The following is a 24,922-nucleotide window of genomic DNA, read 5'->3' as shown; positions in this document are numbered from 1 at the left end:
TACCCAACTCATGACTATATTTGTTCGATACTTTTTTCTATTTTACTCATAAGTGGTTGCTGTCGAGGTAAAATAACTGTAAAGGTTGTCCCTTTGTTTAACTGACTGTCTACAAAGATGTCTCCTTGGTAAACTTCTACACATTTACGAACAATTGATAAACCTAACCCAGTTCCTGAAATATTTTCTACATTATCAGCACGATAAAAGGGTTCAAAAAGATGTTTTTGGGCTGTTTGAGAAATACCAATTCCTTGATCTTCAATACGAAAGGTCACGAGTTTTTCATCAACAATAATATCAAACAAAATGTTACCCCCTTTAGGAGAATATTTCAGAGCATTACTTAATAAATTATGCAGAATATGCCAGAGTAATTTACTATCCCAAAATTCTTCTTGAAACTCTCCTTTAAATTTAGCAATAATTTGATTTTCATCTTCAAAAGAAAGGTGTAAAGAATGAATGATTTGTTGACAAAATTGTTGAAGATTAAGTTTTTCAAAGTTTGGTTTTAATTTTCCAGAGTCAGCTTTTCCTAATAATAAAACTTCGCTCAGTAATTGATTCATATCTTGAACAGCCTGACGAATCATCTGAAAATAGGATAATTGCTGTTCTCTGGTCAGTTGATCATGACTATCTTCTAATAATCCTGTTGATAATAATATTGTATTGAGAGGATTACGAAAATCATGGGAAAGTATAGAAACAAATTCAGATTTTAATTGATTTAATTCTTGCGCCTTTAATAATTGAATGGTTCTTTCTTCAACTCTTTTCTCTAGTGCCTGATTTGCTTCTTTTAATTGTTTTTCCATCTGTTTACGTTCAATAGCATAGCAAATAGAACGCACTAAAATATCTAAAGTAATATGGCGTTTTACCAGATAATCTTGCGCCCCTCTTCTCACTGCTTCTAAAGCTAATTCTTCATCATTCATATTAGTTAAAACCACAATAGGAATATGAGAATTATTCTTAATAATAGGGGACAAAGAATCTAAGCCTTGACTATCAGGTAAGGTCAAATCGAGTAGTATGATGTGAAAATTTTGGGTTTCTAGCTGATTCAGAGCGTCTTTTAGCCTTTTTTCATGGACTAACTGAAATTCTTGCCGTGTTGCCCCTTTTAGCACTTCATGCAACAGTCTCGCTTCTGCTATAGTGTCTTCAATTAACAAGACTTTGATAACATTGGTTAGACCCATAATAATCTTGTCCTGCTGTGCTTTCTACTTATAGAGTAGCGCGATTTTGTCCTAATAAAGATCATCCTTTAGGAGTCTTCATGCAAATTTTTCATAATAAATCCACAATTAATTAAAGATTGAGAGTTATTCAAAGAAACAAGACATCTCATCTATCTAAGAGTAGAGACTTAATATATAGCGTTTCTTGGACTCATGAGGTACATTTAACACCTGCCTCCTGCCTCAAAGCAATCACCTCTGTACCTAACAAGTATGGGAATTGCTATAAAATCGCTTTATGTTTGCTACAGAAGACCGCGGGTGATGGTATTTTATGCCATTGTAATGAACCCTATTCTAATGGACCACTCTTGGCTTAATAGTTTGTCATATTTCTTAACTAAACCATCGCAATTAAACCACCTATTAACCAAATATAAGAAAAAATAGCTAACCAAAAAATTAGTTTTTCTATAATTCCTTTTTTATTACTATGATTATGATGTGTATGATTATCATCTCCGTGTTTCTTCTTACTTTCACCGCCAAAGTTTAACCAAGCTAACAATCCTGTTATGGCGATAAAGACGAGATTTAACCAAAAGGTATAATCAATGGCAAATTTTTCGGTTTGGGCTACACTTTGACTATTACTACTATCAGGCAGTAAATTGAAAAGAGCAAAACCATAGTGCATGACCATTGAAGTTGCGACTAATGCTCCCAAAAAGACAGCAACGATATATAAAGATAATTTCCAACCGTAATATTTAGCATTAACCCGAATCACAGGAAAAACCACTAAATCACTGAAAATAAAAGCCATTACACCAGCAAAACTGACACCGTTACTATACAAAATAGATGCTAAGGGAATATTTCCCATCGAACCAATAAAAGTAAAAAAGGCAGCTACTGGACCAACAACAGTATGTTCTAAAATAGAGAAAAAGCCTGGATTATTACCAGCATTAATAAATAGCGTCTGGAAAAAAGATTGAGGAACAAAAGCAGAAATTATCCCTGCTATTGTAAAACCAAAGGTAACATCTTTCCATACCATACCCCATTCCATAAAATACTTTTTAGCAACTTTTTTCCATGCTTGCTTACTTTGTATTTTTTCTTTCCAGTTGGGTGTATCCGTATCGCTTTTTTCTTTTCCTTCTGTTGAGTTTAATTTTCTTCGTACGTTTCTAATTAACTTTTTGGGACGAGTTAATCTGACAATTTCCCAAGTAAAAAGAATTAATAAAATACCGCCTAAATATTCCCCGACAACAAACTGCCATCCTAAAAAGATCGCAATAATGAATCCTAATTCAATCACTAAATTAGTTGAGGCTAATAAAAAAGCTAAAGAAGGAATAAACCCTGCACCTTTTTTAAATAAAGATTTAGTGGTTGCTAACGCAGCAAAACTGCAAGAACTTGAAATAAAGCCGAAAAAAGTACCTAACGCAATACTCTTTTTTCCTGCTTGTCCCATGGTTTTCTGCATTCGTTCACGGGTGACAAAAACTTGGATGGCACTACTAACAACATAACCTAAAACAAATGCCCATAATGCTTTCCAGAAAAAACTTAAAGATGTTAAAACTGCCTCACTATACAAGTTTAAGAATTGTTCATAATTCATGATTTAGATAAGATTTTCTAAGTTTATACAACCTCAACCGTAACAAGTATAAGGTAAGCTCTCATCTAACTAAAGGGTGATTTTTATAAAAATATGGCTTGTTTTTTAGTAATCTGATCCAGTTTCCATCCTACTAATTAAAGTTTATTAAGTATTGTAAGTCGATGTACTGTCCACCCTACTAATAAGAAAACTTAGGAGTTGTTGTAAATACCATTAAACCCCAAACCCAACTAAAACTAAATTTAGTATTGTCAATAATTTGTAATTCTGTAGAGGCTAAAAATTGACTTAATTCTGCTTGGTTGTAACATTTTTGATGACTGGGATCAAATAATTTTAAAACAAAATCACATATTTTCATGGTTAAATAATCTCGACACCAATCTAATATTATAATTTGACCATCAGGTTTAACTAATCGTTTCATTTCTGTTAAAACAGTGATAGGATGATCAAAATAATGAAAGGCATTGGCACAAATCACATAGTCAAAATTATTATTTTCAAAGGGTAAAGAAGTAACGGAATTTTGATAGAATTCAACAGTAGAATAATTCTGACATTTCTGTTTAGCTATTTTTAGCATTTCTGAGGAAATGTCAACACCAATAATCTGTAAAGTAGGATAATCTTTAAGTAACATTTCTACAAAAATTCCTGTGCCGCAAGCAACATCTAAAACAGTAGATTGAGCAGAAATATTAACCCAGTTTTTTAGAAAGGATAAACTATTACTATGATAATGATGCCATCGTTGATCATAGATATTAGCAAGTTTATTATATTGAGAACGGATACCATTTTCATTCATAGGAAGTTAAAAATCGTCAAAAATATCTAATTGTTCAATCAATTCTGCTTTATTATTTTTATTGTTTTTAGGATTAACTTGACTAATTCCTTCTCTCAATCCTAACGCAATTTTACTATGGGTTTCTATCTGATTCATAACTTGTTTTGCCCGACTAATAACTGAAGCAGGTAAACCAGCTAATCTTCCAGCTTCAATGCCATAAGATTTATCAGCCCCACCAGGTCTAACTTGGTGTAAAAAGACAATTTCATGGGGTAATTCTTGTACAGTTACTTGATAATTAGCGACATTAGAAAGAATAGAAGCTAGTTCATTTAATTCATGGTAATGAGTAGCAAAAATAGTCCTTCCTTGTACTTCTGTTGCTAAATATTCCGCCACAGACCAAGCAATAGAAAGTCCGTCAAAGGTAGCCGTTCCTCGACCAATTTCATCTAATAAAATTAAAGATTTTTCGGTAGCATGATTCAAAATATTAGCCGTTTCATTCATTTCTACCATAAAGGTTGATTGTCCAGTAGCTAAATCATCCACTGCACCCACACGGGTAAAAATGCGATCGCTAATGCCTAATTTTGCGGTTGTAGCAGGGACAAAACTCCCTGTCTGGGCCATTAATTGAATCAGGCCAACTTGTCTTAAATAACAGCTTTTTCCACTGGCATTAGGACCCGTTAAAATGATTAAATCAGGGTTCGTTTCTTTTTCATTATTTCCCATATTAGTCGAGTTAGGAACAAATAAACCAAACCCTAAAGATTGTTCTACGACAGGATGTCTACCGTCCCTAATTTCTATTAAGCGACTATCCAAAATTTCAGGGCGACAATAGCCTTGAAATACAGCAATTTCTGCGAATCCTGATAACACATCAATAGCAGCCACTGCTTTAGCAATTTTACGAATTTCTTGGGCTTTTTCTGCTACTTTTAAACGTAATTCTACAAAAATCTCGTATTCTAATTTATTGAGATCATCCTGTGCAGTTAAGATACGGGTTTCTCGTTCTTTTAATTCTGGGGTAATATAGCGTTCTTCGTTGGTTAATGTTTGTTTTCTAACGTAATTATTAGGGGCTTGTTCTGCTTTACTGCGAGGCATACTTAAATAGTAGCCGAAGGTCTTGTTATAGCCAACTTTTAAGTTAGAAACGCCTGTTCTTTCTCGTTCTGTAATTTCTAAATTAGCTAACCATTGACGGTCATCTTCTAAGCGTTTTCGCATGGTGTCTAAATCAGCATTAATCCCGTCCCGAATCACACCGCCATCTTTAAGATGTAACGGAGGTGATTCGACTAAATGATCGATAACGTAATGACCTAGTTTTTCTAAATCTGGGGGAATATTTTGTAAGGCTTTTAAATATAAAGATTGACCTTGTAATACTAATTCTGCTAACTCTTTTAACTTAACTAATGACTCCGCTAAGGATAATAAATCCCGTGCGTTAGCTGTTCCTGCACCTACTCTTCCGCTAATTCTTTCTAAGTCATAGATACTGCGTAACAATTGTCTAATATCTTGCCGTAACGTAGGATTATCAATCAACTCTTGTATGCTGTTTTGTCTGGCAATAATGCCTTTAATGCTTATTAAAGGTTCTAATAACCAACGGCGTAAAGCACGACCCCCCATTGCTGTACAGGTGCGGTCTAATGCCCATAATAAAGAACCATGAAAACTGCCATCTCTCACAGTTTGAGTTATTTCTAAATTACGTCGGGTTTGATAATCTAAAATAAGAAAGTCAACTTGGTTATAAGTGCGTAATAATTGTAGGGGAACTTGATGAGCTTTTTGAGTATCTTCTATGTATTCTAATAGTCCTCCTGCTGCTCGAATCGCCAGGGGTAAATGTTCACAGCCAAACCCTTCTAAAGACCGGACTCGAAAGTTAATTAATAGCTTACTTTTTGCTTCATTTAAAGTAAAAGGGGTTTGCGATCGCAGGGAATAACAAAAACAATCAGGCAACACATCCGCTAAATATTGAGACTTTTCTCCAGGGCGCAATAAACTGTTAATATCAGGGGCATTGGTTGGGATTAAAATCTCTGCTGGTTGTAGCCTTAATAACTCTAAATTCAGATTAGTTAATTCTTTCGATTGAGTCGTAAAAAATTCCCCCGTAGAGATGTCAGCGTAAGCGAGTCCCCAATGTTCCCCTGCAATGATAACCGCAGCTAAATAATTGTTGTGTTTCGCTGATAACATTCCCTCATCGGTTAGGGTTCCTGGAGTCAAAAGTTTAGTGATTTGTCGCTCTACCATTCGCCCTTGGGCTGCTGCTTGGGCGGAGTCTTCTACTTGGTCACAAATAGCCACAGCATAGCCTTTTTCTACTAATAAACGACTATAGCGATCTAAAGCATGATGAGGAACCCCAGTCATGGCAACTCTACCGATTTCTTTTCCCCCTTCTTTGCTGGTTAACATTAACTCTAATTCTTGAGAGATGGTAACAGCATCTTGAAAAAAACATTCAAAGAAATCTCCAACCCTATACAGTAATAAAGCGTTAGGATACTGTTGTTTAACTTTGACATAATGTTGATACATTGGGGTTAATTTCTTAACCTCCAGGGGACGATAATCAGTATGAGGAGATTTACTGGTAGCAATGCTAGGAGTAGAGTTTGATTCTGAATAACTGGACATTGATAATCAGTGGTTGGAAAACAATAATGTTACAGGTTAGATAAGGCAAGAGTCAAAAGGCAAGAGGCAAAAGGCAGGGATCAACTTTTAAATAAGTAGTTTATTCCTGTGAAAATATCTATATAATTTATTTACATTTCTTAAGATAGTTCATTTTCTTGATGTTTAAAGTCAATACATTATAAACTATCTTAGAGGATGAGATACAATGAGAAAAATGGAGACTTTAACGATTCGTTTACCTGATGACAAACACTATCGATTAAAAGAACTGGCAAAAGCTAGAGGTATTAGTGTTAATAAGTTGATTGAAGAACTGGCAACTATTGCTTTAGCTGAGTTTGATGCTGAAAATAGGTTTAAAGCGATCGCTGCTAAGGGAAATGTAGAAGAAAAATTAAAAATATTAGATAAACTTGATGAAATTAACATTTGATATAATTATAAAAAAAGGAGAGTGAAATGGTTAAAAAAATTGCTATATTCAATTATGAATTTGGGTTTAGCCAAGAAATTACAACATTTTATTTAGGTTGGATACTGGCAACTAAAGGATACAAAGTTATTTTAGTAGATGCTAATCCTACTTGTAGTTTAACAGCAAGTGCTTTAGGAGATAAAACCCAACAAGAACGAGATAGAATTGAAAAAATCTATAACAAAAAGTCAGATATAAAAATAGGGTTAGCTCCTGCATTTGAATCCCAACCCAGAGTTATCAAAGCAATAGATTGTATTCCCATTGGTGAGCCTAAAGGGTTATTTTTGTTACCTGGTCATAGAGGTCTTTTTGAATATGAAGCTACATTAAATATTGCTCAAGATTTAAGAAATCCAGTTCAAAGCCTCAAAGATTTACCAGGTTCTATTACTGATTTATTAAATAAAACAGCTAGTAAATTTAATGCTGATTATATTTTAATTAATATGGGCGATACATTAGGAGCCATCAATCAAAATTTATTAATGACGAGTGATTTTTTTATTATTCCTGCACAACCAGACTTATTTTCTGCAATGTCAATTGATTCGTTATCTAGGGTTTTACCGAAATGGTATCATTGGGCAAAGCAAGCTAGTTCATTACCAATTTTCAAAACTGCAACCTACCCTTTCCCTAATATTGAACTCAAATTTTTAGGGATTGTTATTTACGATGATGCTGCTTTGATAGGCAAAAAAGCAGATTTTTCTGATAAACATTTTAGAAAAATTGAAGAAGATGTTTCTAATCAATTAATTCCTAACTTAGTTAAAAACAATATGATGTTACCGTTAAACGATTATACCAAATTAGGAATAAGCGAAAGTTATTTTTTACAAAAAATTACCAATTTTGAAATGTTAAGCATTTGTTTTAGAGAATATCAAAAACCGCTTTATGATTTAAGTGATAAAGACTTAGATATAGAGAAATTACAAGTAGATTTAATTAAAAATTCAAGAGAAGAAAATAAAAAAACTTTCTCAGACTTAGCAGATAAAGTAATTAATTTAACCTCAGCTTATGCAGTCAGCAATTGAGCAATTTAGAGTTAGTATCAAGAGAGTTCGGGATCTCATTGCATTGCATAATTCGATTAAAGTTCAATCAACCTCTGCACTAGATTTATCAGATATACTAAGATCAGCTTTAGTATTAATAGTAAGTGCATTAGATTACTATATTCATGAAGTGGTTGTATTAGGAATGTTAGAAATTTATCAAGGACAACGGAGTGAACCTAACCCCTCTCGTAATACTTTTAAATCAGCCTTTTCTCGCTTCAAAGTGTCTTTAGGTGGAGCAAGTAAAGAAAGACAAATAGCCTTAGATATCGCAAATTGGTTAGAAATAGAAATTCAACAAAACTATGGCTCTGAATTTCTCCAACAATCTTATAATCTTTCTCAGTTATTACCTATGATATCTAATAGTATGATTAATCAACTTAATAATACCAGTTGGTTAGAGGCTGAAATTAGAGAAGCGTTAGGATATCAAAGTTATCAGCAACCTGATAAAATTGCTGATGCGATTCGATTAATTTCTGATAAAAAGTTATGGGACGAAGTAGGAAATAATATGAATAAACCAGCAAAAGATATTAAACAACAACTCACTTTAATTGTTGATCGTAGAAATAAAATTGCTCACGAAGCAGATATCGATCCAACTTATAATATAGGAAATCGTTGGCCCATTGATGAAATTTTAGTGAGTGAAACCATTGATTTTATCGAGGATGTGGTTGAAAATATTCATCAAATTCTATAAATAAAGGGTCAACAACCGTTGACCCCTACATTAACATTATTGAGGGCCTAAACCCACTTTTGCAGCATAAACTGCGCGATCGCCTAATTCTTCTTCAATACGTAATAGTCGGTTATATTTGGCTACCCGTTCACTACGACACAGAGAACCGGTTTTGATTTGTCCAGCGCGTGTAGCTACGGCTAAGTCTGCAATGGTAGTGTCTTCGGTTTCTCCGGAACGATGGGAAATAACGGAACTATATTGATGACGAGTCGCTAAAGCAATCGTATCTAACGTTTCCGTTAAACTACCAATTTGATTGAGTTTAATGAGAATACTATTACCCACACCCATATCAATGCCTTTTTGCAGACGAGTGGGGTTCGTGACAAAAAGATCGTCCCCAACTAACTGAATGCGAGATCCTAACGTATCGGTCAAACTTTTCCAGCTATCCCAGTCATCTTCTTGTAAGCCATCTTCAATGGAAATAATAGGATATTGATCCACTAATTTACCTAAATAATCGATAAATTCTTGAGGGGAATGGGGAGAACCATCATAAATATATTCGCCATCCTTATAAAACTCACTTGAAGCCACATCCATCGCTAAAGCCACCTGTTCCCCTGGCTTATACCCCGCCTTTTCAATGGCTTCTATGAGCAAATCTAAGGCTTCCTGGTTCGATCCCAGGTTCGGGGCGTATCCCCCCTCGTCTCCTACCCCAGAGAGCAATTTACGCTCTTTTAGAACTTTACTGAGGGAAGCAAACACTTCGGCCCCCCACCTCAAAGCTTCTTTAAAAGAGTCCGCACCCACTGGCATAATCATAAACTCCTGGAAGTCTACGTTATTATCCGCGTGAGAACCCCCGTTAATCACGTTCATCATGGGGACGGGTAAGACATTGGCCAAGGGACCCCCTAAATAACGGTACAGGGGAAGGGCTAATTCATCGGCGGCAGCTTTTGCAGTGGCTAAGGAAACGGCAAGGATAGCATTGGCCCCTAATTCTTTTTTATTAGTAGAACCGTCTAACTCAATCATGGTGTGATCGATCGCAGTTTGATCTAACCCATCCATTCCGATAATTTTAGGGGCAATTTCGTCTATAACGTTACTAACCGCTTTGAGAACGCCTTTACCACCGTAGCGGTTGGGGTCATCATCCCGTAATTCGTGGGCCTCGAAGCTACCAGTTGACGCGCCACTGGGAACCTGGGCAATACCGAAAGCCCCTGTTTCCAGTAAGACTTCTGCTTCAATGGTAGGACGGCCACGAGAGTCTAAAATTTCTCTAGCGGTAATTTCTTCAATGGAAACGACGGGTTTATTTAGCATGGATTCAATTAACTCCAAGTGAGAGAAATTTGTCTATTCTGCGAGATTGATGCCGACAATACGACGGTTATCATCAAATATGAAAAAAAACTTTCTAATTCCTTTCTCGAATTTGGCTTCCACTACCACTAAATCAACGGAATCAACACCCGACCCTGGCCTAACGGTAATCGTCTCTATGCGTTCATAAAGTCCATTTTCCCGTTGAATATTCTGCCAAGAACTTTGTAGGCGATTGGGTAAAATTTCACTTTTTAGGGAAGGATGTAAATAGCCTCTAGCCCGTGCAAAATCATTGATCGCAACAGAATTAACCATTATTTCAGCAATTTCTTCAATGGAGGCTACATTAGGAAAGTCAACGCCGACTATTTCCTCTTGTTTGTTAAAGGTAACAACAAACTCATCGGTTTTATCTTCAAAAGTGGCTTCTACCACAACAATATTAGCGTTAACACTAGGAATAACCCGATAGCCTGCAATGTCTTTAACTGGTCCTGTTAATTCAATTAAATTACTCCAAATTTCCCCAATTTGATCGCTGGTTAATTGAACAGCTAGATCACGGTTTAATAGGGTTCTCACCTGATTGTAGTCTTCTTGGATTAATAGCTGAATCATCTGTTCAGCTTTCTCTTTTAACCCTTCTTCATCCACTTGATCAGCAGATTGAACCAACTTAACAGGGGGAGGAGGGGTTAACTTGACTTGTGCGATCGCTGGTAATTGACTCACACTTGTGACTAGGGTGACGACTAATAAAGGCAGTCTATTCTGTTTTAGGGATGTTAAAGACCAGTTCATGTAATGTGTTTACTCCTCAACCATTCAGTTTGATATTTGCTGGTGTGGAAACCCCCTGTCTATTTTACGGGGAATTGTCCTTAAGTTCTAGAACGAAAACTACTTTATCTAGGTTCCTTAACAAACATCAATTTGATCCCAAAATCTTAATCTTTCCTTGGTTTCAGTTTAAACTGCAAGGTTTTGATATTTTTAGAAATGAGCTATCAATGGTATTAATAATTACATAAAGATTTAGCAAACAATATATTTGTCTTTGCCAAATCTAAACTATCCTTTAAATAGAATTGTTATATTATTTTTAGTATGAAGGCAGCCGTCAAGAGGCACACTTTAATCGGATTTTGGTCAAGTATTGTTGGTTCGATTGCAGCTATGATTCAGCTTTAGTAGGAGCAAAACTTAGTTTTGTCGCTTATCTGCTGATGATACCAGTTTACGTTATCGTTATTTCAGTGGCTAATAATATCGGCTGTATTATTGGCACTGGGATGTTTGGAGGTAAAGCACGAGCGTTTGAAGCTGTTTTTTGCTTTGCTTGCTCTGTGGCGATGGTTGGATGAACTTCAGAGTTTTCTTAGAGATTTTTTACACTAATCTTAAAAAAATAGCAAGAAATAGAAACAATTTAAAAAGTCGTTGATTAAATAGAGTGAGTATCCTTATCTTATCAGCCTAGAAATAGGTTGATGATTTTGGCTAAATACCAAAAAACACTAATAATTTTGTCTGTCATCTGATTATCTTTCAACAGGTTTAATTTTAACAACAGTCAAATAGCGGTAGCAACCTTAATATTTTCTAATGAATAAACCGATATAGAAGAGTTTGTTACCTGTTTTTGTGAACACTTATTTATCTATTGAATGCCGTGACACCCACCATCAGCGATGCCAATGTAAAGGCTGCTTTAACTGCCATTGAATCGGAAACCGCCACTTTAGCCGAAAAAGTGGAAATGTTGATAGAAATGGCCGCAGGATTACAAAATAAACCCAAAACCAGCCAACAACTCGAAGATGCTGTTTTACTTTACCGTAGAGGGTTAGAACTGTGTACCCCTGAAATGCCTATGTTACAGGCGAGATGTTTATCGGGGATGGGAACTGCTTTACGAACCATTCCCAGTGAAGGAGCAAATTTATTATTAGAAGCGAAAACCTCCTACGAGAAGGCTTTACCCATTTTACAAGAACACGCTTCTCCCGAAGAAGTAGCTGAAACTCAGATGAATTTAGGAGTAGTGTTGCAGGGGTTGGTTAACTTCCACGAAGCCACTATGCAAGACGCAATACAAGCTTATCAAAAAGCAGCTAAAGTGTTCACCGGGGAAAATTATCCCCAAGAATTTGCTATTTTACAGAATAATATTGCGATCGCTTATTTATCTTTACCCCTGAGTCCGGATAAGGAAAAAATGCGTCAAGGGATGGCGGTACAGTCTTTTGAAGCAGCATTGAAATGGGTGACATTGATCGATCATCCGAGTGAATACGCAATGCTACAAAACAATTTAGCTAACGCCCTACAGTATCTTAATACATCCCATCCCATTGAGAACAATTTGAAGGCATTAGCAGCTTATGATGAGGCGTTAAAAGTAAGAACCCTGCAAGATACCCCCATAGAATATGCCAATACTATTGCCAATAAAGCCAATGTTTTGTTTAATTTACCCGATAATATTGAACAGCCAGAAGTCGGCAACCCTAATAATTTAAAACAATCTCAAGCTTACTATCAAGAAGCGAAACAAATATTTAGTGACTATGGACAATGGGAACGAGCTAATTTAGTCACAGAAATGTTAGAAGATATCGAAAAAGAATTATCAGCATTATCTCAATAAACCTACAAATAATTGAGACACAAAAGTTTGTACTTTCGTTCATTTTAGGAGACTTTTCTCTATGACTGACTTAATCGGATATGTGAGTAGTAACCCAGGGATTCAAGAATTTTTTGCTAATTTAATGAGTGGAGAAATTACCTTAATTACAGGAATTTTCTGGTTGTTCTTTGCTGCTATTGTTTCCATGATTGCCGGTGCTATTGGTGGCATTATTTTAGCAGGAAAAGATTTAGGCTATGAATTAGCAGCTATTTTAGGGAGTTTATTTGGTCCTGCTGGAGTTATTCCTGTGGCTGCTATTGGTTTAGTTGTTCTCAAATTAGTTTAGGAGTTTTTAATTATGTTAGATTTAGCTTGGTACTCAGCAAAGTTATTTTTTAAAGGTAAATTATTCCGCAATCCTGGTTATTTTTATCGTCAAGTAACTTTAGGGGTTTTAATTGGTTCTTTGTTATTAGTAGGATTAGGTGAGACAGGATTAAATCTCGCTTTTGTAATTACTATTTCTAGTTTAGTAACGGGAATGATGATGCCGTTTTTACTGAAAGATGTGAAAATGAAGTAAATAATTACTAATTTTTAGGTGGGCAAAATAAAGATATTTACTTAATTATAAACTTGTTAAACTTTGCCCATTCTATTTAATTGTCATTCCGAGGAACGAGGAATCTCATCAATTTCCTAATCATCATAGTTAATTCTATAAAAACTAAAGTATTCAGTAATTAAAGTATAGATATGACACAATTAACAACAGAAAAACAACAAACATTAGAAAAATTAATTGAAGAAATTAGTCGTTATGAACAAATCGTTAATCAATGGGATAAAAATCAACAAGTTGCAGTCGAACGGTTAAAAGAAGCGATTGAAAACTTACACAAAGAAGCCTTAACCCGTCTCATTAAAACCCTGAAAAAAGAAGCATTACCTGCATTAAGAGAGGCGATACAAGATGAATTAGTTTATGGACTTCTGCGATACCACGACTTACTTAAACCCCCAACTCCCCCCCTAGAAAAACGTATCCAACAAGCCTTGGAAACAGTTCGGCCAGGGTTAAAAAGTCATCACGGTGATGTAGAATTAGTAGCTATCAAATTACCGGATACGGTAGAAGTTCAATTAGTAGGAACTTGTAGCAATTGTCCAGCTTCTACCTTAACCATGAAACAAGGAGTTGAACAAGCCATAAAAACCTACTGTCCTGAAATTAAAAATGTAATTTCTGTCAATAATACGGTTACTTATACAGGGGATAAAATAGAGAGTCCTTTTGCAACATCTCAAGACGCTGGTTGGGTAGCTTTAGCGAGGGTTGATGAAATTCCTAACGGGGGAATCTTACCCTTAGAAATTGAAGGGTTAAAGTTAATTTTAGTTAGGAAGGATGAGATAGTTAAAGGTTATCGTAACAGTTGTATGCACTTAGCTATGTCATTAGATACAGGAGAGATAGAAAATGGTATTTTAACCTGTTTACATCATGGGTTTCAGTATCACTTAGAAACGGGTGAATGTCTCACCTCTCCAGGTATATTCCTAGAAACTTATCCCGTTAAAAGAAGGGGAGAAAAGGTGTTAGTTAAAATTGCTTAATTGTCAGTTATCAGTGAACAGTGAGCAGTTTTTATTGAATATTAAAAATTGATGAGTTGGAATGAATCATGCAACAACAACAAACTTTTGACAATAGTTTCTTAGGTAGAGTTTTTGTTCTGCTTTATGGTGTATTTTGTTATTTTGCTTTCCTTTTGACTTGCGCTTATGCTGTGGGTTTTATTGGTAATATTTTCTTACCGAAATCTCTTGATTCTAATGGTCAAGAATCATTAGTCACCGCTTTATTAATTGATGTTGGTTTGTTAGGAATTTTTGCCTTACAACATAGTCTGATGGCCCGTCAACAATTTAAAGATTGGTGGACACAGTTGATTCCTAAACCGATAGAAAGAAGCACCTATGTTTTATTCTCTAGCTTAGCTTTAATACTTGTATTTTGGCAATGGCGACCGATTGGTATTACGATTTGGCAGTTTGATAATTTAGTAGCACAAATTATCTTCTATTCTCTTTTTACTTTAGGCTGGATAATTGTATTGGTTTCTACTTTTTTAATCAATCATTTTGATTTATTTGGACTGCGACAGGTTTATCTTTATTTCGAGGAAAAAGAATACACTCCATTAAAGTTTGAAACCCCTGCATTTTATCAATATGTTCGTCATCCTTTATATGTAGGTTGGTTACTGGCAATTTGGATGACTCCTCTGATGACAGTCGCTCATCTTGTCTTTGCTTTAGTGACTACTATTTATATTTTAGTCGCTATTCAATTAGAGGAAAAAGATTTAGTTGATATTCATGGGGAAAAGTATAAAAATTATCGTCGTGAAGTTCCTATGTTAATTCCTTTTATTGGAAAAAAGTCTTAAAAAAAGGCAGGAGGTGGATACAGATAGAGATTTCAACCTAAATCTAACCAAAGAAAGTTTACATTGGTAATAAGGACTTAAGCATAATTATCTGTACATTTTAAATTAACTCCTGCCTTACAAAATTAGGTAATTAATTTTGCACTAGCACTTATAAATTGTCAGGACTTATTTTATACATTTTCTAATGTTTTAGGCACTTTTAAACCTAATAAGAGAACCCTTGTCGCCATAAACAAAGATAAAGCTAACCACAATAAGTTACTACTATTGTAATGCCAAGCGATGATAGCTACAGGAACAAAACCGAGAAATGTTGACCCTAATGCTGTGTTTCTTAACATAACACCTTCAGCTAAACCAATAAAATAACCATCTAAAATAAAAGCAATAGAACCAAAACCTAGCACCGGTAATAACCAAATAACATGGGAGGTTAGATAAGGATAAATTTCGGTGTGGTTCGTTAATAAACTAAATAAAGTTTTAGGGAATAAAACTAAAAGGGAAACTGACATTAACGCTAAGATAAAACTAAGACTCGCCGAAAACTTAAGTAAAGGAATTAACTGTTTTTTAATCCCTTGTCCTTTAAAATTACCAGCTAAAGATTCAGTAGCAAAAGCTAAACCATCAATGAAATAAACCACTAAAGAAAAGACTTGTAATAAAACAGAGTTTTCTGCTAATACTAAAGTTCCCATCGCCGAACTAACATTAGTAAATAAAGAAAAAGCAGATAATAAAATTAATGTACGAATAAATAAATCTCGGTTTAACATTAAATTTCCTTTCCACTGTTCAAAGGAAAGCTTTTTAATCACTTGCTTAACCTCTTTCCAGTTGATATCAAGGCTAACTAAAAGAACCCCACATAAACACATGATAATCTGACTTAAAGATGTGGCTAAACCAGCACCTCCACTGTCTAAACCCCAACGAATAATTAATAAATAATCGAGGATAACATTAGCACCATTACCAATAATAGAAAGCCATAACACCTTACTACTTTGTTCTTTTCCCAGAAACCAACCAATGAGAACAAAATTGAGTAGAACAGCCGGCGCGCCAAGAATACGAGTATCATAATAAGCTTGAGCAGATGCTTTTACCAAAGGTGCAGCACTCACTAAATTAAACCCTATCCATCGTAAAGGATACTGTAAGACTAAAATAATTAATCCTAAACTTAAGGCTAATAGTCCATTTTTTAGCAACACTAATAAGACTTCCTGGGAGTCTTTTCGTCCCATTCCTTGTGCGGTTATTCCTGTTGTACTGGTGCGTAAAAACCCCAAAGCACGATAAAGATAATTGAAAATAATAGTGGCTAAAGTTACCCCTGCTAAATGATGAATATCCTGTAAATGTCCTAAAAAGGTAATACTGAGTAAACCAGCAATAGGAACCATTAAATTAGATAGGATATTAATAGAGGCTAAACGGAGAAAACGCCAGGAAAAAGAAGGTAAATTTAAAAATTCTAAAAAACGATTCTTATAGGCTTCTAGATGAAGTATCTTAAAAGAAGATTCCATATATTCCTTATTAGTAAACTTTTATGTAAATTAAAAAATCCATAGTTATATTTATTCTATGGGTTGATAATAATGATAATTAATTTTTGCTTAATTATTCAACTATAGCACTAAGTACCCAAACAACAATCAACGTTACGGTAAAGTGAGCAGGGGAGTCGGGAGACCGGAGCAGGGAGAGCGCACCTTAAGGGGTCATAGCTTATTTAGATTTCTTAAGACAGTAGATTATAGTTATCGCTAAATTTTGGTGATATATACTTAAATTTACTTGTACTGTTTTATGAGAAAAAAAACCTATTTCTTTAGAAAAGTTTACTTTTGCTTAACATCTTGTTACAATGCCTGTGTGACAATGCTTAAAACAAGCTTGTAATTCCTGATCTCAGGAAACGCAATTTTTCATAAATTTCACATACATAATAGGCAAATACGCAAGGATAAACATGGTTCAAGCAAAAACCTTGACTGAGAAGACTATTTCTAAGTCTAATCAGATTATTCAGTTCAATCACCCTGTAAAATACCGTACTTCGGAATGGTACACAGGACATGGTGAAATTGTTGCTAGTGGAGATAATCGTTCTTTTGAAGTATCTGCTAGTTATAACTTAAAAGCTACTGTTAAGTTAGTTAACGAAATCTTAAACCCAGATAACCCAACCTTAGCCGAGATTTATAGTCGTCGTGGTCGTTGTGTTGCTATTGTTGATCTCACCGTTGACGAATTGTATGGGGAAGCAATACGCTATTATTTTGAGCATCATGAAATTAACCTAGAGATAATGCCTTGTCGCGCTTGGGAATCTGATAAAACCCCCCAAACCGTTAATAATTTACTCGCTTTCCTCGGTAAAGATGGCTGCGATGTTTCCCGTAATGAACCCGTCTTAGTTATTGGTGGTGGCGTATTAAGTGATGTCGCCGGCTTAGCTTGTGCATTGCAACACCGTCGTACCCCTTATATTATGATCGGAACCACCGTAGTTGCTGCAATTGATGCAGGTCCTTCTCCTCGTACTTGTACCAATGGTAGTCAATTTAAGAATAGTATGGGAGTTTATCATCCTCCTGTTCTAACTTTAGTGGATCGTACCTTCTTCCGTACCTTAGACACTGGTCATATTCGTAACGGAATGGCTGAAATTATTAAAATGGCGGTAACAGATGACCCTGTTTTATTTGAATTGATGGAAGAATACGGGAGTCGTTTATTAGAGACTCATTTTGCTACTTTAGAAGGAGATGAGGAACTAGCAGAGATTGCTGATGAAGTGATTTATCGAGCTTTATTCTCCTATATGAAGCATGAAGGGACAAATATGTTTGAAACCTATCAAGATCGTCCCCACGCTTACGGACACACCTGGAGTCCTCGCTTTGAACCAGCAGCCAAGTTAATGCACGGTCATGCGGTTTCTATTGGAATGGCTTTCGGTGCAAGTTTAGCCACAGAAATGGGTTGGTTATCAACAGAAGATCGCGATCGCATTATTGCTTTATGTAGTTCCATTGGCTTATCTGTATTCCATCCTATTCTGGAAGATATGGATATCATGCTAGAAGGTCAGAAAAATATGCGCCGTAAGCGTGGAGAAGGCGGACTTTGGGCCCCATTACCGACTGGTATCGGAGAATGTGATTTTGCTCAAGAAGTTTCATCCGGTTTATTACAACAAGCAGTCGATAAGCATAAAACTTTGTGTGTTTCCTTGCCATCTGGGGGAGAAGGCAAGGAAATGTATCTTAGCGATCTTGGTTTAGCATAGGAGGGATTAAACATGAGTCAATTATTAACCACTCCACCGACGGCTAGACCTGTCACGCCTTTAGGCATTCTAGTCGAAAAATTAGAAAATGTCCGTAAATTAGCCGAAAATGAGCAAGTATCTGCTTCTCTATTAACTGCCTTACAAGAAGTAGAAGCCTTAGCAGGAGGGATAGATCCCTATCTAGATGACTGTACTACAGCGGAATCAGCAGCTTTAGCTAATTTAGCCCAAAAAACGGCACAAGAAGACTGGAGTAAGCAGTTTTCTGACGGTGCAACGGTTCGTCAGTTAGAACAGGAAATGTTATCAGGTCACATTGAGGGACAAACCTTAAAATTGTTTGTTTCTATGATGGGTGCAAAGCGTATCCTCGAAGTGGGAATGTTCACTGGTTATTCTGCTTTAGCCATGGCCGAAGCGTTACCAGAAGATGGTTGCGTTATCGCTTGCGAAGTGGATCAATATGTGGCTGACTTTGCTCGCGCTTGTTTCAATGAGTCGCCTCATGGCAACAAAATTGACATCAAAGTGGCTCCTGCATTAGAAACGATGAAAGCCTTAGCAGATGCTAAAGAATGCTTTGATTTAGTGTTCATTGATGCCGATAAGACCGAGTACATTGACTACTTTAAACTGCTGTTAGAGCGCAACTTAGTGGCTTCTGGAGCGGTTATCTGTGTGGATAATACCTTGTTGCAAGGCCAGCCTTATTTACCTTCGCAACAACGGACAGCTAACGGAGAAGCGATCGCTCAATTTAACCGTTTTGTAGCGGATGATGACCGTGTTGAACAGGTATTATTACCATTGCGCGATGGTTTAACCCTGATTCGACGGAAATAGTTAAATAATGAATAATGAATAATTGTTGCTTTATTCATTATTCTTTCGTTGAAATATTATTATCCATCGTCCCTGTAGATGTAATTGATAAATTGCATCTACAATACTCTTCATAATAGAATTTTAGAAAAAAACAATGACTGCTTTCTTAAAAACTATCGGTACATTGGGATTACTTTTAGTTGCTTTTCCCATTAATCTAACTATTGTTTTTCTGTCTCTTATTATTAGTTGGATCACCTCTCCTTTTTCTCAAAGACAGGTTAATGAAACTCCTAAAAAAGTCCTTTTAACTGGGGGCAAAATGACCAAAGCGTTGCAACTTGCCCGTTGCTTTCATGAAGCTGGTCATGAGGTTTATTTAGTTGAAACCCATAAATATTGGTTATCAGGACATCGTTTTTCTAATGCTGTTAAAGGGTTTTATACGGTTGATGCACCTGAAAAAGATCCAGCCAGCTATTATCAGGGACTATTAAATATTGTTCAAAAAGAAAACATCGATATTTTTATTCCCGTGTCGAGTCCCGTTGCTAGTTATTATGATTCAGTAGCTGGTACTTTATTAACTCCTTATTGTGAAATCATGCACTTTGAACCTAACATGACTAGAATGTTAGACGATAAGTTTGAATTATGTAAACAAGCACAGGTATTAGGGTTATCTGCACCCCAAGCTTTTCTCATAACTGATACTCAAGAAATTCTAAATTTTGACTTTGAAAAGAATCAAGGCAAAAAGTATCTTTTAAAAAGCATTAAATATGACTCTGTTTCTCGCTTGGATATGACAAAACTTCCTTTTGAAGGAATGGAAGACTATGTTAAAAGTTTGCCTATTACTAAAGATAATCCCTGGACAATGCAAGAATTTATTACAGGGAAAGAATACTGCACTCACAGCACAGTTAGAAAAGGGAAAATTAGACTTCATTGCTGTTCAGAATCCTCTCATTTTCAGGTAAATTATGAACATATCGATAAACCAGAAATTTATACATGGGTAGAAACATTTGTTAAGGAATTAAACTTAACTGGACAAATTTCTTTTGACTTTATTCAGTCAGAAGATGGTACGATATATCCCATCGAATGTAACCCTCGAACTCACTCTGCTATTACCATGTTTTATAATCATCCAGGAGTAGCGAATGCTTATCTGAATGATGCTAAAAATAATGAAAAATCTATTACTCCTTTAGCTGATAGTAAGCCCACTTATTGGCTTTATCATGAGATTTGGCGGTTAACGGGGATCCGTTCTTTATCGGATTTTCAAGCTTGGATCAAGAATATTACAACAGGAACCGATGCAATTTTTCAATTAAATGATCCTCTGCCATTTTTAATGAATCCTCACTGGCAAATTACCTTATTATTACTGCAAAATTTAGTCCAGTTCAAAAATTGGGTAAAAATTGACTTTAATATTGGTAAATTAGTTGAAATTGGTGGAGATTAAATTAAGTCAGAAGTTCCTCACTACGTTTCGGCGCTATCGCACAGAAGTCAGAAGTCAGAAGTTAAGGTATTATCCTAACTCTAAAAAATAATGGTTGATCAAATTGGCATCATCATAACTTTTATCTTTTTTCTGCTGTTGTTTACAGGGGTAGGAACCTATTCAGCTACTCAGAAAAAAGCTACCACAACTGATTATTTATTAGCCAGTCGTCAGGTTAACCCTTGGTTAACAGCCCTTTCAGCTATGGCAACCGGGCAAAGTGGCCTATTATTTATCGGACAGGTGGGTTTTGCCTATAATATCGGCATTTCCGCCATGTGGCTAATTATTGGTTGGGCGATCGGCGATTATCTCGCTTGGTTGTTTGTTTTTCAACCTTTACGAGAACAGTCTGAAGCCACAGCATCGGATACGGTTTCGAGCTTTTTAAGCAAAAATATCAAAGGATATCGCCTAATTGCGCTATTTTCTGCCATTATCACCATTATTTTTCTCGGTTCCTACGCAGCAGCCCAACTGGTAGCCGGTAGCAAAGCCCTTAATGCGGTGTTTGGTTGGAACTATAACTTAGGCATTATCGTCGGTGCGATTATTGTGGTCATTTACTGCTTTTCTGGGGGCATTCGCGCGTCTATCTGGACCGATGCTTTACAAGGGATATTAATGTTCGGGTCCCTATTGATATTATTGGCGATCGCAATTATAAAATGTGGTGGTTTTTCTACCCTTTGGGCATCATTGAACCAAATTGATCCTAATTTAACCAATTTTAGTCCCCAGTCTCTGCCGTTAGGCTTCATACCTTTCCTTATTGGTTGGATCGTAGCCGGTTTTGGCGTCGTTGGTCAACCTCATATTATGGTTCGGGCCATGGCTATTAACTCATCTAAAAATATTGCGTTTGCCAGAAACTTAAAATTGAGTTTAGGGTTAACTAACTCTTTCTCTGCGTTGGGTATTGGTTTAACTGCGAGGGTGTTATTACCTGAGTTATTGACTTCTGGCGATCCAGAGTTGGCCTTACCCTATCTTTCTTTGGAGTTGTTACCGGTTGTTTTAGTCGGTTTGATCCTAGCCGGACTATTTTCTGCAACCATGTCCACTGCAGACTCACAAATTTTATCTTGTTCAGCAGCCTTAACTCAAGACGTTTTTCCTGGGATGTCTCAATCTTACAATTTCGCCAAAATCGGCACATTAACTGTTACTGCGGTGATTTTGGTTATGGCCTTAGTAGGAGATAATAATGTCTTTGCTTTAGTCACCTTTGCTTGGTCAGCCTTAGCCTCTGGGTTAGGTCCTTTGTTACTGGTGAAAGTATGGCAACAACCTATTAGTACGGTAACTGCGATCGCCATGATGGTTATCGGTATCGCCACCGCCTTGATCTGGAATTTAGTCTTTAATCTCTCCGATATCGTTTACGAAGTATTACCCGGTATGGTTGCAGGAATGGCTGTTTATGCCGTGTATTGGTTTGTGAGGGAACAGAAAAAAGTAACTTAATTATTTCATTTTTAACTATTAATCAGGAGATTTAACTATGTCAGTTCTTAATATTCTTCATTTAGTCGGTTCAGCAGAAAATCAGTTTTATTGCGACTTATCTCGTCTTTATGCTAAAGACTGCATGGCAGCCACTGCAAAACCCTCGCGCTATAGATTTTTTATTGCGTATATTACCCCCGATCGCTTGTGGCGTTTTCCTGCATCGTTAAGTCGCCAAGACATTAGTGTAGCTAAACCTTTATCCCCCTCTCAAGCTATCCAGTGGATCACAGAACAAAATATTGACTTAGTATTGCCCCAAATGTTTTGTATCCCTGGAATGACTCAGTATCGCAGTTTATTTGACCTTCTCAATATCCCTTATTTGGGCAATACCGCCGAGTTAATGGCCTTAACCGCAAATAAAGCCAAAGCTAAAGCGATCGTACGTTCAATGGGGGTTAAAGTCCCTTATGGGGAACTATTGCATAAGGGTGACACTCCAAACTTGCGGCCACCGGTAGTTATTAAACCTGATAACTCCGATAACTCTTTAGGGGTAACATTGGTTAAAACAATGGACGAATGTGACACAGCATTAGAAAAAGCCTTTGAATATGCAGATCAAGTATTAGTAGAAGAATATATCGAACTGGGACGAGAAGTGAGATGTGGAACCATTGTTAAAGAAGGTGAATTAATTAGTTTACCCTTAGAAGAATACGCTGTTAATACCGAAAATAATCCCATTCGTAACCATGAGGACAAACTAAAAAAAGATGACTCAGGAGAGTTAACTTATGCAGCTAAAGATAAGAAAAAAGCCTGGATCGTTGATAGTAATAATCCTGTAACTCGACGAGTTCAAGAAATAGCTAAACAGTGTCATCAAGCTTTAGGTTGTCGTCATTATAGTTTGTTTGATTTTCGTATTGATCCCCAAGGACAACCCTGGTTTTTAGAAGCTGGTTTATACTGTTCTTTTTCCCCTAAAAGTGTTATTCCTATGATGGCACAAGCAAAGGGTATTTCTCTGAATGAATTATTAGAAATAGTCATAAAAGAAGCCATCAAATAAAACCCTAGTATATTAGGATGACTAGAGTTCAATAATCATTAATTATTCATTATTCATTGATTAAGCGTTAACCTGTTCTAAAATCAATTTAGATCGCTTGATATCATCAGGAATATTAATGGGATAATCCCCAGTAAAACAAGCCGAACAAAAACTATTGGGATCTTCTCCCGTCACCTCTAACATTCCTTTCCAACTCAAATAGGCCAAAGAGTCGACCCCTATTTGCTCGCAAATATCAGCAACGGAGTTGGTGGCTGCAATTAATTGACTTTGGTTATCCGTATCAATACCATAAAAACAAGGATGGGTAACTGGAGGAGACGAAATCCTCATATGAACCTCTTTAGCCCCCGCATCTCGCAACGCTTTGACAATTTTTCGGCTGGTAGTTCCTCTGACAATCGAATCATCCACCATAATCACCCGTTTACCATTTAAAACGTCTTTGAGGGGGTTTAACTTCATTTTGATTCCCGACTCTCTCATGTGTTGGGTGGGTTGGATAAAAGTACGTCCTACATAACGATTTTTAATTAATCCTTCCCCGTATGGAATACCAGACACTTGAGAAAAGCCAATGGCTGCTGGAATACCAGAGTCAGGAACCCCCATAACTAAATCTGCTTTAACACAGGATTCTCTGGCTAGTTGCTGCCCTAACCGTACCCGATAACTATACAAGGTTTCATCGTGCATCAAGCTATCAGGACGAGCAAAATAGATCATCTCAAAAATACATAATTTTCGTTGGGGTTGTTTTGCCCAATGAAACGAAGATAAACCTTCTTCTGTGATCCACACCAGTTCACCCGGTTCGACATCTCTTAAATAGTCGGCCCCAATAATATCTAACGCGCAAGTTTCAGAAGCAAGAACATAACGGTTAGTTTCCCCTTCTAAAAGACCAATAACCAAGGGACGAACACCATTAGGATCTCTAACTCCCATTAATCCTTTAGGGGTTCCAATCACTAAACTATAAGCACCAGAACACAGTTGAAAAGCACTAGCAGCAGCGTCTAACCAGTCTTTTCCTTGGTCTACTGCCTGGGCAATGGCTACAGCAATCATTTCTGAGTCTGTGGTGGTATTAAAATTACAACCCCGTTGTTCTAAGGTTCGACGTAATTCTAAGGTATTGACAAGATTACCATTATGTGCTAAGGCCAAATTACCGAGACGGGTAGTGAGAACGGCAGGTTGAGCGTTAGCTTTATGGCTTGAGCCAGTGGTAGAGTATCGAGTATGACCCACTGCTAACGTTCCGATTAGTTTCTTTAAGGTTTCTTCTTTAAAAACTTGAGACACTAACCCCATATCTTTATGGACGTGAATCACATCATCTTCTAAAGTGGCAATGCCGGCTGATTCTTGACCACGGTGTTGCAAAGCGTATAAACCAAAATAAGCAAGTTTCGCTACTTCTCTTTCCGGGGCTAATACCCCAAGAACGCCACAAGCTTCTTCCGGTTTATCTAAGGGACACTCATCACCATCAAAAGATGAATCTAATAACTGATAGGTGGGGGAAGGTTTTTTTTTGGCACTCATGTTAGGGGTGAACTCCTGAAAACAGTGTTAGGGAGAATTGTAGGGCAACTTCTGTAAAAATAATAAAGAATTCTTAACAAATGTTTAACTTTATCTTAGCAGGGTATTGCTAAAAATAGACCATAATAAAACATTTAATCAGGTTCAGCGATCGCCTTCTATTTTAAAGAATTAACCCACTTTCAACCACTGTGATCCTA

Annotated in this window: 22 protein-coding genes; 14 read left to right on the top strand and 8 right to left on the bottom strand. The window is 36.4% G+C overall.

All coding sequences use genetic code 11. The features are described from left to right. Window positions 1–14: 14 nt before the first annotated feature. From CY0110_RS04890 to mutS, 4 genes are all read right to left on the bottom strand, one after another. Window positions 15–1,211 (bottom strand): hybrid sensor histidine kinase/response regulator, encoded by a 1,197-nt coding sequence (locus CY0110_RS04890; protein WP_008274202.1) that lies wholly within the window; start codon window positions 1,209–1,211, stop codon window positions 15–17. A gap of 382 nt (window positions 1,212–1,593) precedes the next feature. After that, entirely contained in the window at window positions 1,594–2,832 is a 1,239-nt protein-coding gene (locus CY0110_RS04885; RefSeq protein WP_008274201.1) for a permease, read from the bottom strand. A gap of 181 nt (window positions 2,833–3,013) precedes the next feature. Next, a complete protein-coding gene (locus CY0110_RS04880; RefSeq protein ID WP_008274200.1) occupies window positions 3,014–3,646 on the bottom strand; it encodes a class I SAM-dependent methyltransferase in 633 nt (210 codons plus the stop codon). A 6-nt stretch (window positions 3,647–3,652) separates the two neighbouring features. Next, window positions 3,653–6,307 (bottom strand): DNA mismatch repair protein MutS, encoded by a 2,655-nt coding sequence (gene mutS / locus CY0110_RS04875; RefSeq protein ID WP_008274199.1) that lies wholly within the window; start codon window positions 6,305–6,307, stop codon window positions 3,653–3,655. A 217-nt stretch (window positions 6,308–6,524) separates the two neighbouring features. On the opposite strand from mutS, the gene CY0110_RS04870 reads away from it, so the two are divergent. Genes CY0110_RS04870 through CY0110_RS04860 form a run of 3 tightly spaced genes read left to right on the top strand, consistent with a single transcriptional unit; the run spans window position 6,525 to window position 8,564 of the window. Then, the gene (locus CY0110_RS04870) at window positions 6,525–6,743 is read left to right on the top strand and encodes a toxin-antitoxin system HicB family antitoxin (RefSeq protein WP_035798556.1); all 219 of its coding nucleotides are present in this window, start codon (window positions 6,525–6,527) and stop codon (window positions 6,741–6,743) included. Window positions 6,744–6,769: 26 nt separating this feature from the next. Next, a complete protein-coding gene (locus CY0110_RS04865; protein ID WP_008274197.1) occupies window positions 6,770–7,831 on the top strand; it encodes a ParA family protein in 1,062 nt (353 codons plus the stop codon). Beyond that, entirely contained in the window at window positions 7,815–8,564 is a 750-nt protein-coding gene (locus tag CY0110_RS04860; RefSeq protein WP_008274196.1) for a HEPN domain-containing protein, read from the top strand. The genes CY0110_RS04865 and CY0110_RS04860 overlap by 17 nt, the downstream gene beginning before the upstream one ends. A 36-nt stretch (window positions 8,565–8,600) precedes the next feature. On the opposite strand, the gene eno is transcribed toward CY0110_RS04860, so the two are convergent. After that, a complete protein-coding gene (eno, locus tag CY0110_RS04855; protein WP_008274195.1) occupies window positions 8,601–9,890 on the bottom strand; it encodes a phosphopyruvate hydratase in 1,290 nt (429 codons plus the stop codon). Window positions 9,891–9,923: 33 nt separating this feature from the next. Then, on the bottom strand, window positions 9,924–10,694 hold the full coding sequence (locus CY0110_RS04850; RefSeq protein WP_008274194.1) for a DUF3887 domain-containing protein: 771 nt from the start codon (window positions 10,692–10,694) through the stop codon (window positions 9,924–9,926). Window positions 10,695–11,119: 425 nt separating this feature from the next. Here CY0110_RS04850 and CY0110_RS30760 point away from each other — a divergent pair, with 425 nt between their 5' ends. The 6 genes from CY0110_RS30760 (at window position 11,120) to mddA (ending at window position 14,981) form a co-directional block, all read left to right on the top strand. Further along, window positions 11,120–11,257 carry a hypothetical protein gene (locus CY0110_RS30760; RefSeq protein ID WP_008274193.1) on the top strand — a complete coding sequence of 46 codons (138 nt, stop codon included), beginning with the start codon at window positions 11,120–11,122 and terminating at the stop codon, window positions 11,255–11,257. A 308-nt stretch (window positions 11,258–11,565) separates the two neighbouring features. Continuing rightward, window positions 11,566–12,543, top strand: a complete 978-nt coding sequence (locus CY0110_RS04835; protein WP_008274192.1) for a hypothetical protein — start codon at window positions 11,566–11,568, stop codon at window positions 12,541–12,543. 61 nt (window positions 12,544–12,604) lie between these two features. Continuing rightward, on the top strand, window positions 12,605–12,874 hold the full coding sequence (locus CY0110_RS04830) for a hypothetical protein (RefSeq protein WP_008274191.1): 270 nt from the start codon (window positions 12,605–12,607) through the stop codon (window positions 12,872–12,874). Between the two features lie 12 nt (window positions 12,875–12,886). Continuing rightward, the gene (locus tag CY0110_RS04825) at window positions 12,887–13,111 is read left to right on the top strand and encodes a hypothetical protein (RefSeq protein ID WP_008274190.1); all 225 of its coding nucleotides are present in this window, start codon (window positions 12,887–12,889) and stop codon (window positions 13,109–13,111) included. A gap of 173 nt (window positions 13,112–13,284) precedes the next feature. After that, window positions 13,285–14,145, top strand: a complete 861-nt coding sequence (locus tag CY0110_RS04820) for a NifU family protein (RefSeq protein WP_008274189.1) — start codon at window positions 13,285–13,287, stop codon at window positions 14,143–14,145. A 68-nt stretch (window positions 14,146–14,213) separates the two neighbouring features. After that, a complete protein-coding gene (mddA, locus tag CY0110_RS04815) occupies window positions 14,214–14,981 on the top strand; it encodes a methanethiol S-methyltransferase (RefSeq protein WP_008274188.1) in 768 nt (255 codons plus the stop codon). 173 nt (window positions 14,982–15,154) lie between these two features. Here mddA and gntT read toward each other — a convergent pair whose 3' ends face one another. Beyond that, window positions 15,155–16,522 (bottom strand): guanitoxin biosynthesis MATE family efflux transporter GntT, encoded by a 1,368-nt coding sequence (gntT, locus tag CY0110_RS04810; protein WP_008274187.1) that lies wholly within the window; start codon window positions 16,520–16,522, stop codon window positions 15,155–15,157. Window positions 16,523–16,968: 446 nt separating this feature from the next. Between gntT and CY0110_RS04805 the strand changes: the two genes are divergently transcribed. The 5 genes from CY0110_RS04805 (at window position 16,969) to CY0110_RS04785 (ending at window position 23,168) form a co-directional block, all read left to right on the top strand. Then, a complete protein-coding gene (locus CY0110_RS04805; RefSeq protein ID WP_008274186.1) occupies window positions 16,969–18,291 on the top strand; it encodes a sedoheptulose 7-phosphate cyclase in 1,323 nt (440 codons plus the stop codon). A 12-nt stretch (window positions 18,292–18,303) separates the two neighbouring features. After that, the gene (locus CY0110_RS04800; protein WP_008274185.1) at window positions 18,304–19,137 is read left to right on the top strand and encodes an O-methyltransferase; all 834 of its coding nucleotides are present in this window, start codon (window positions 18,304–18,306) and stop codon (window positions 19,135–19,137) included. 136 nt (window positions 19,138–19,273) lie between these two features. Continuing rightward, the gene (locus tag CY0110_RS04795; protein ID WP_008274184.1) at window positions 19,274–20,599 is read left to right on the top strand and encodes an ATP-grasp domain-containing protein; all 1,326 of its coding nucleotides are present in this window, start codon (window positions 19,274–19,276) and stop codon (window positions 20,597–20,599) included. Window positions 20,600–20,689: 90 nt separating this feature from the next. Next, complete coding sequence (locus CY0110_RS04790) at window positions 20,690–22,108, top strand: sodium/proline symporter (RefSeq protein WP_008274183.1); 1,419 nt, start codon at window positions 20,690–20,692, stop codon at window positions 22,106–22,108. A 37-nt stretch (window positions 22,109–22,145) separates the two neighbouring features. Then, entirely contained in the window at window positions 22,146–23,168 is a 1,023-nt protein-coding gene (locus tag CY0110_RS04785) for a D-alanine--D-alanine ligase family protein (protein WP_008274182.1), read from the top strand. Between the two features lie 60 nt (window positions 23,169–23,228). Here the strand turns inward: CY0110_RS04785 and purF are convergent, their stop codons facing one another. Further along, on the bottom strand, window positions 23,229–24,722 hold the full coding sequence (gene purF / locus CY0110_RS04780; protein ID WP_008274180.1) for an amidophosphoribosyltransferase: 1,494 nt from the start codon (window positions 24,720–24,722) through the stop codon (window positions 23,229–23,231). Window positions 24,723–24,922 lie beyond the last annotated feature (200 nt).

Source organism: Crocosphaera chwakensis CCY0110, from assembly GCF_000169335.1.
Taxonomy (GTDB): domain Bacteria; phylum Cyanobacteriota; class Cyanobacteriia; order Cyanobacteriales; family Microcystaceae; genus Crocosphaera; species Crocosphaera chwakensis.
The sequence above is the reverse complement of the archived record's forward strand: the minus strand, read 5'-3'. Positions and strand labels throughout refer to the sequence as shown.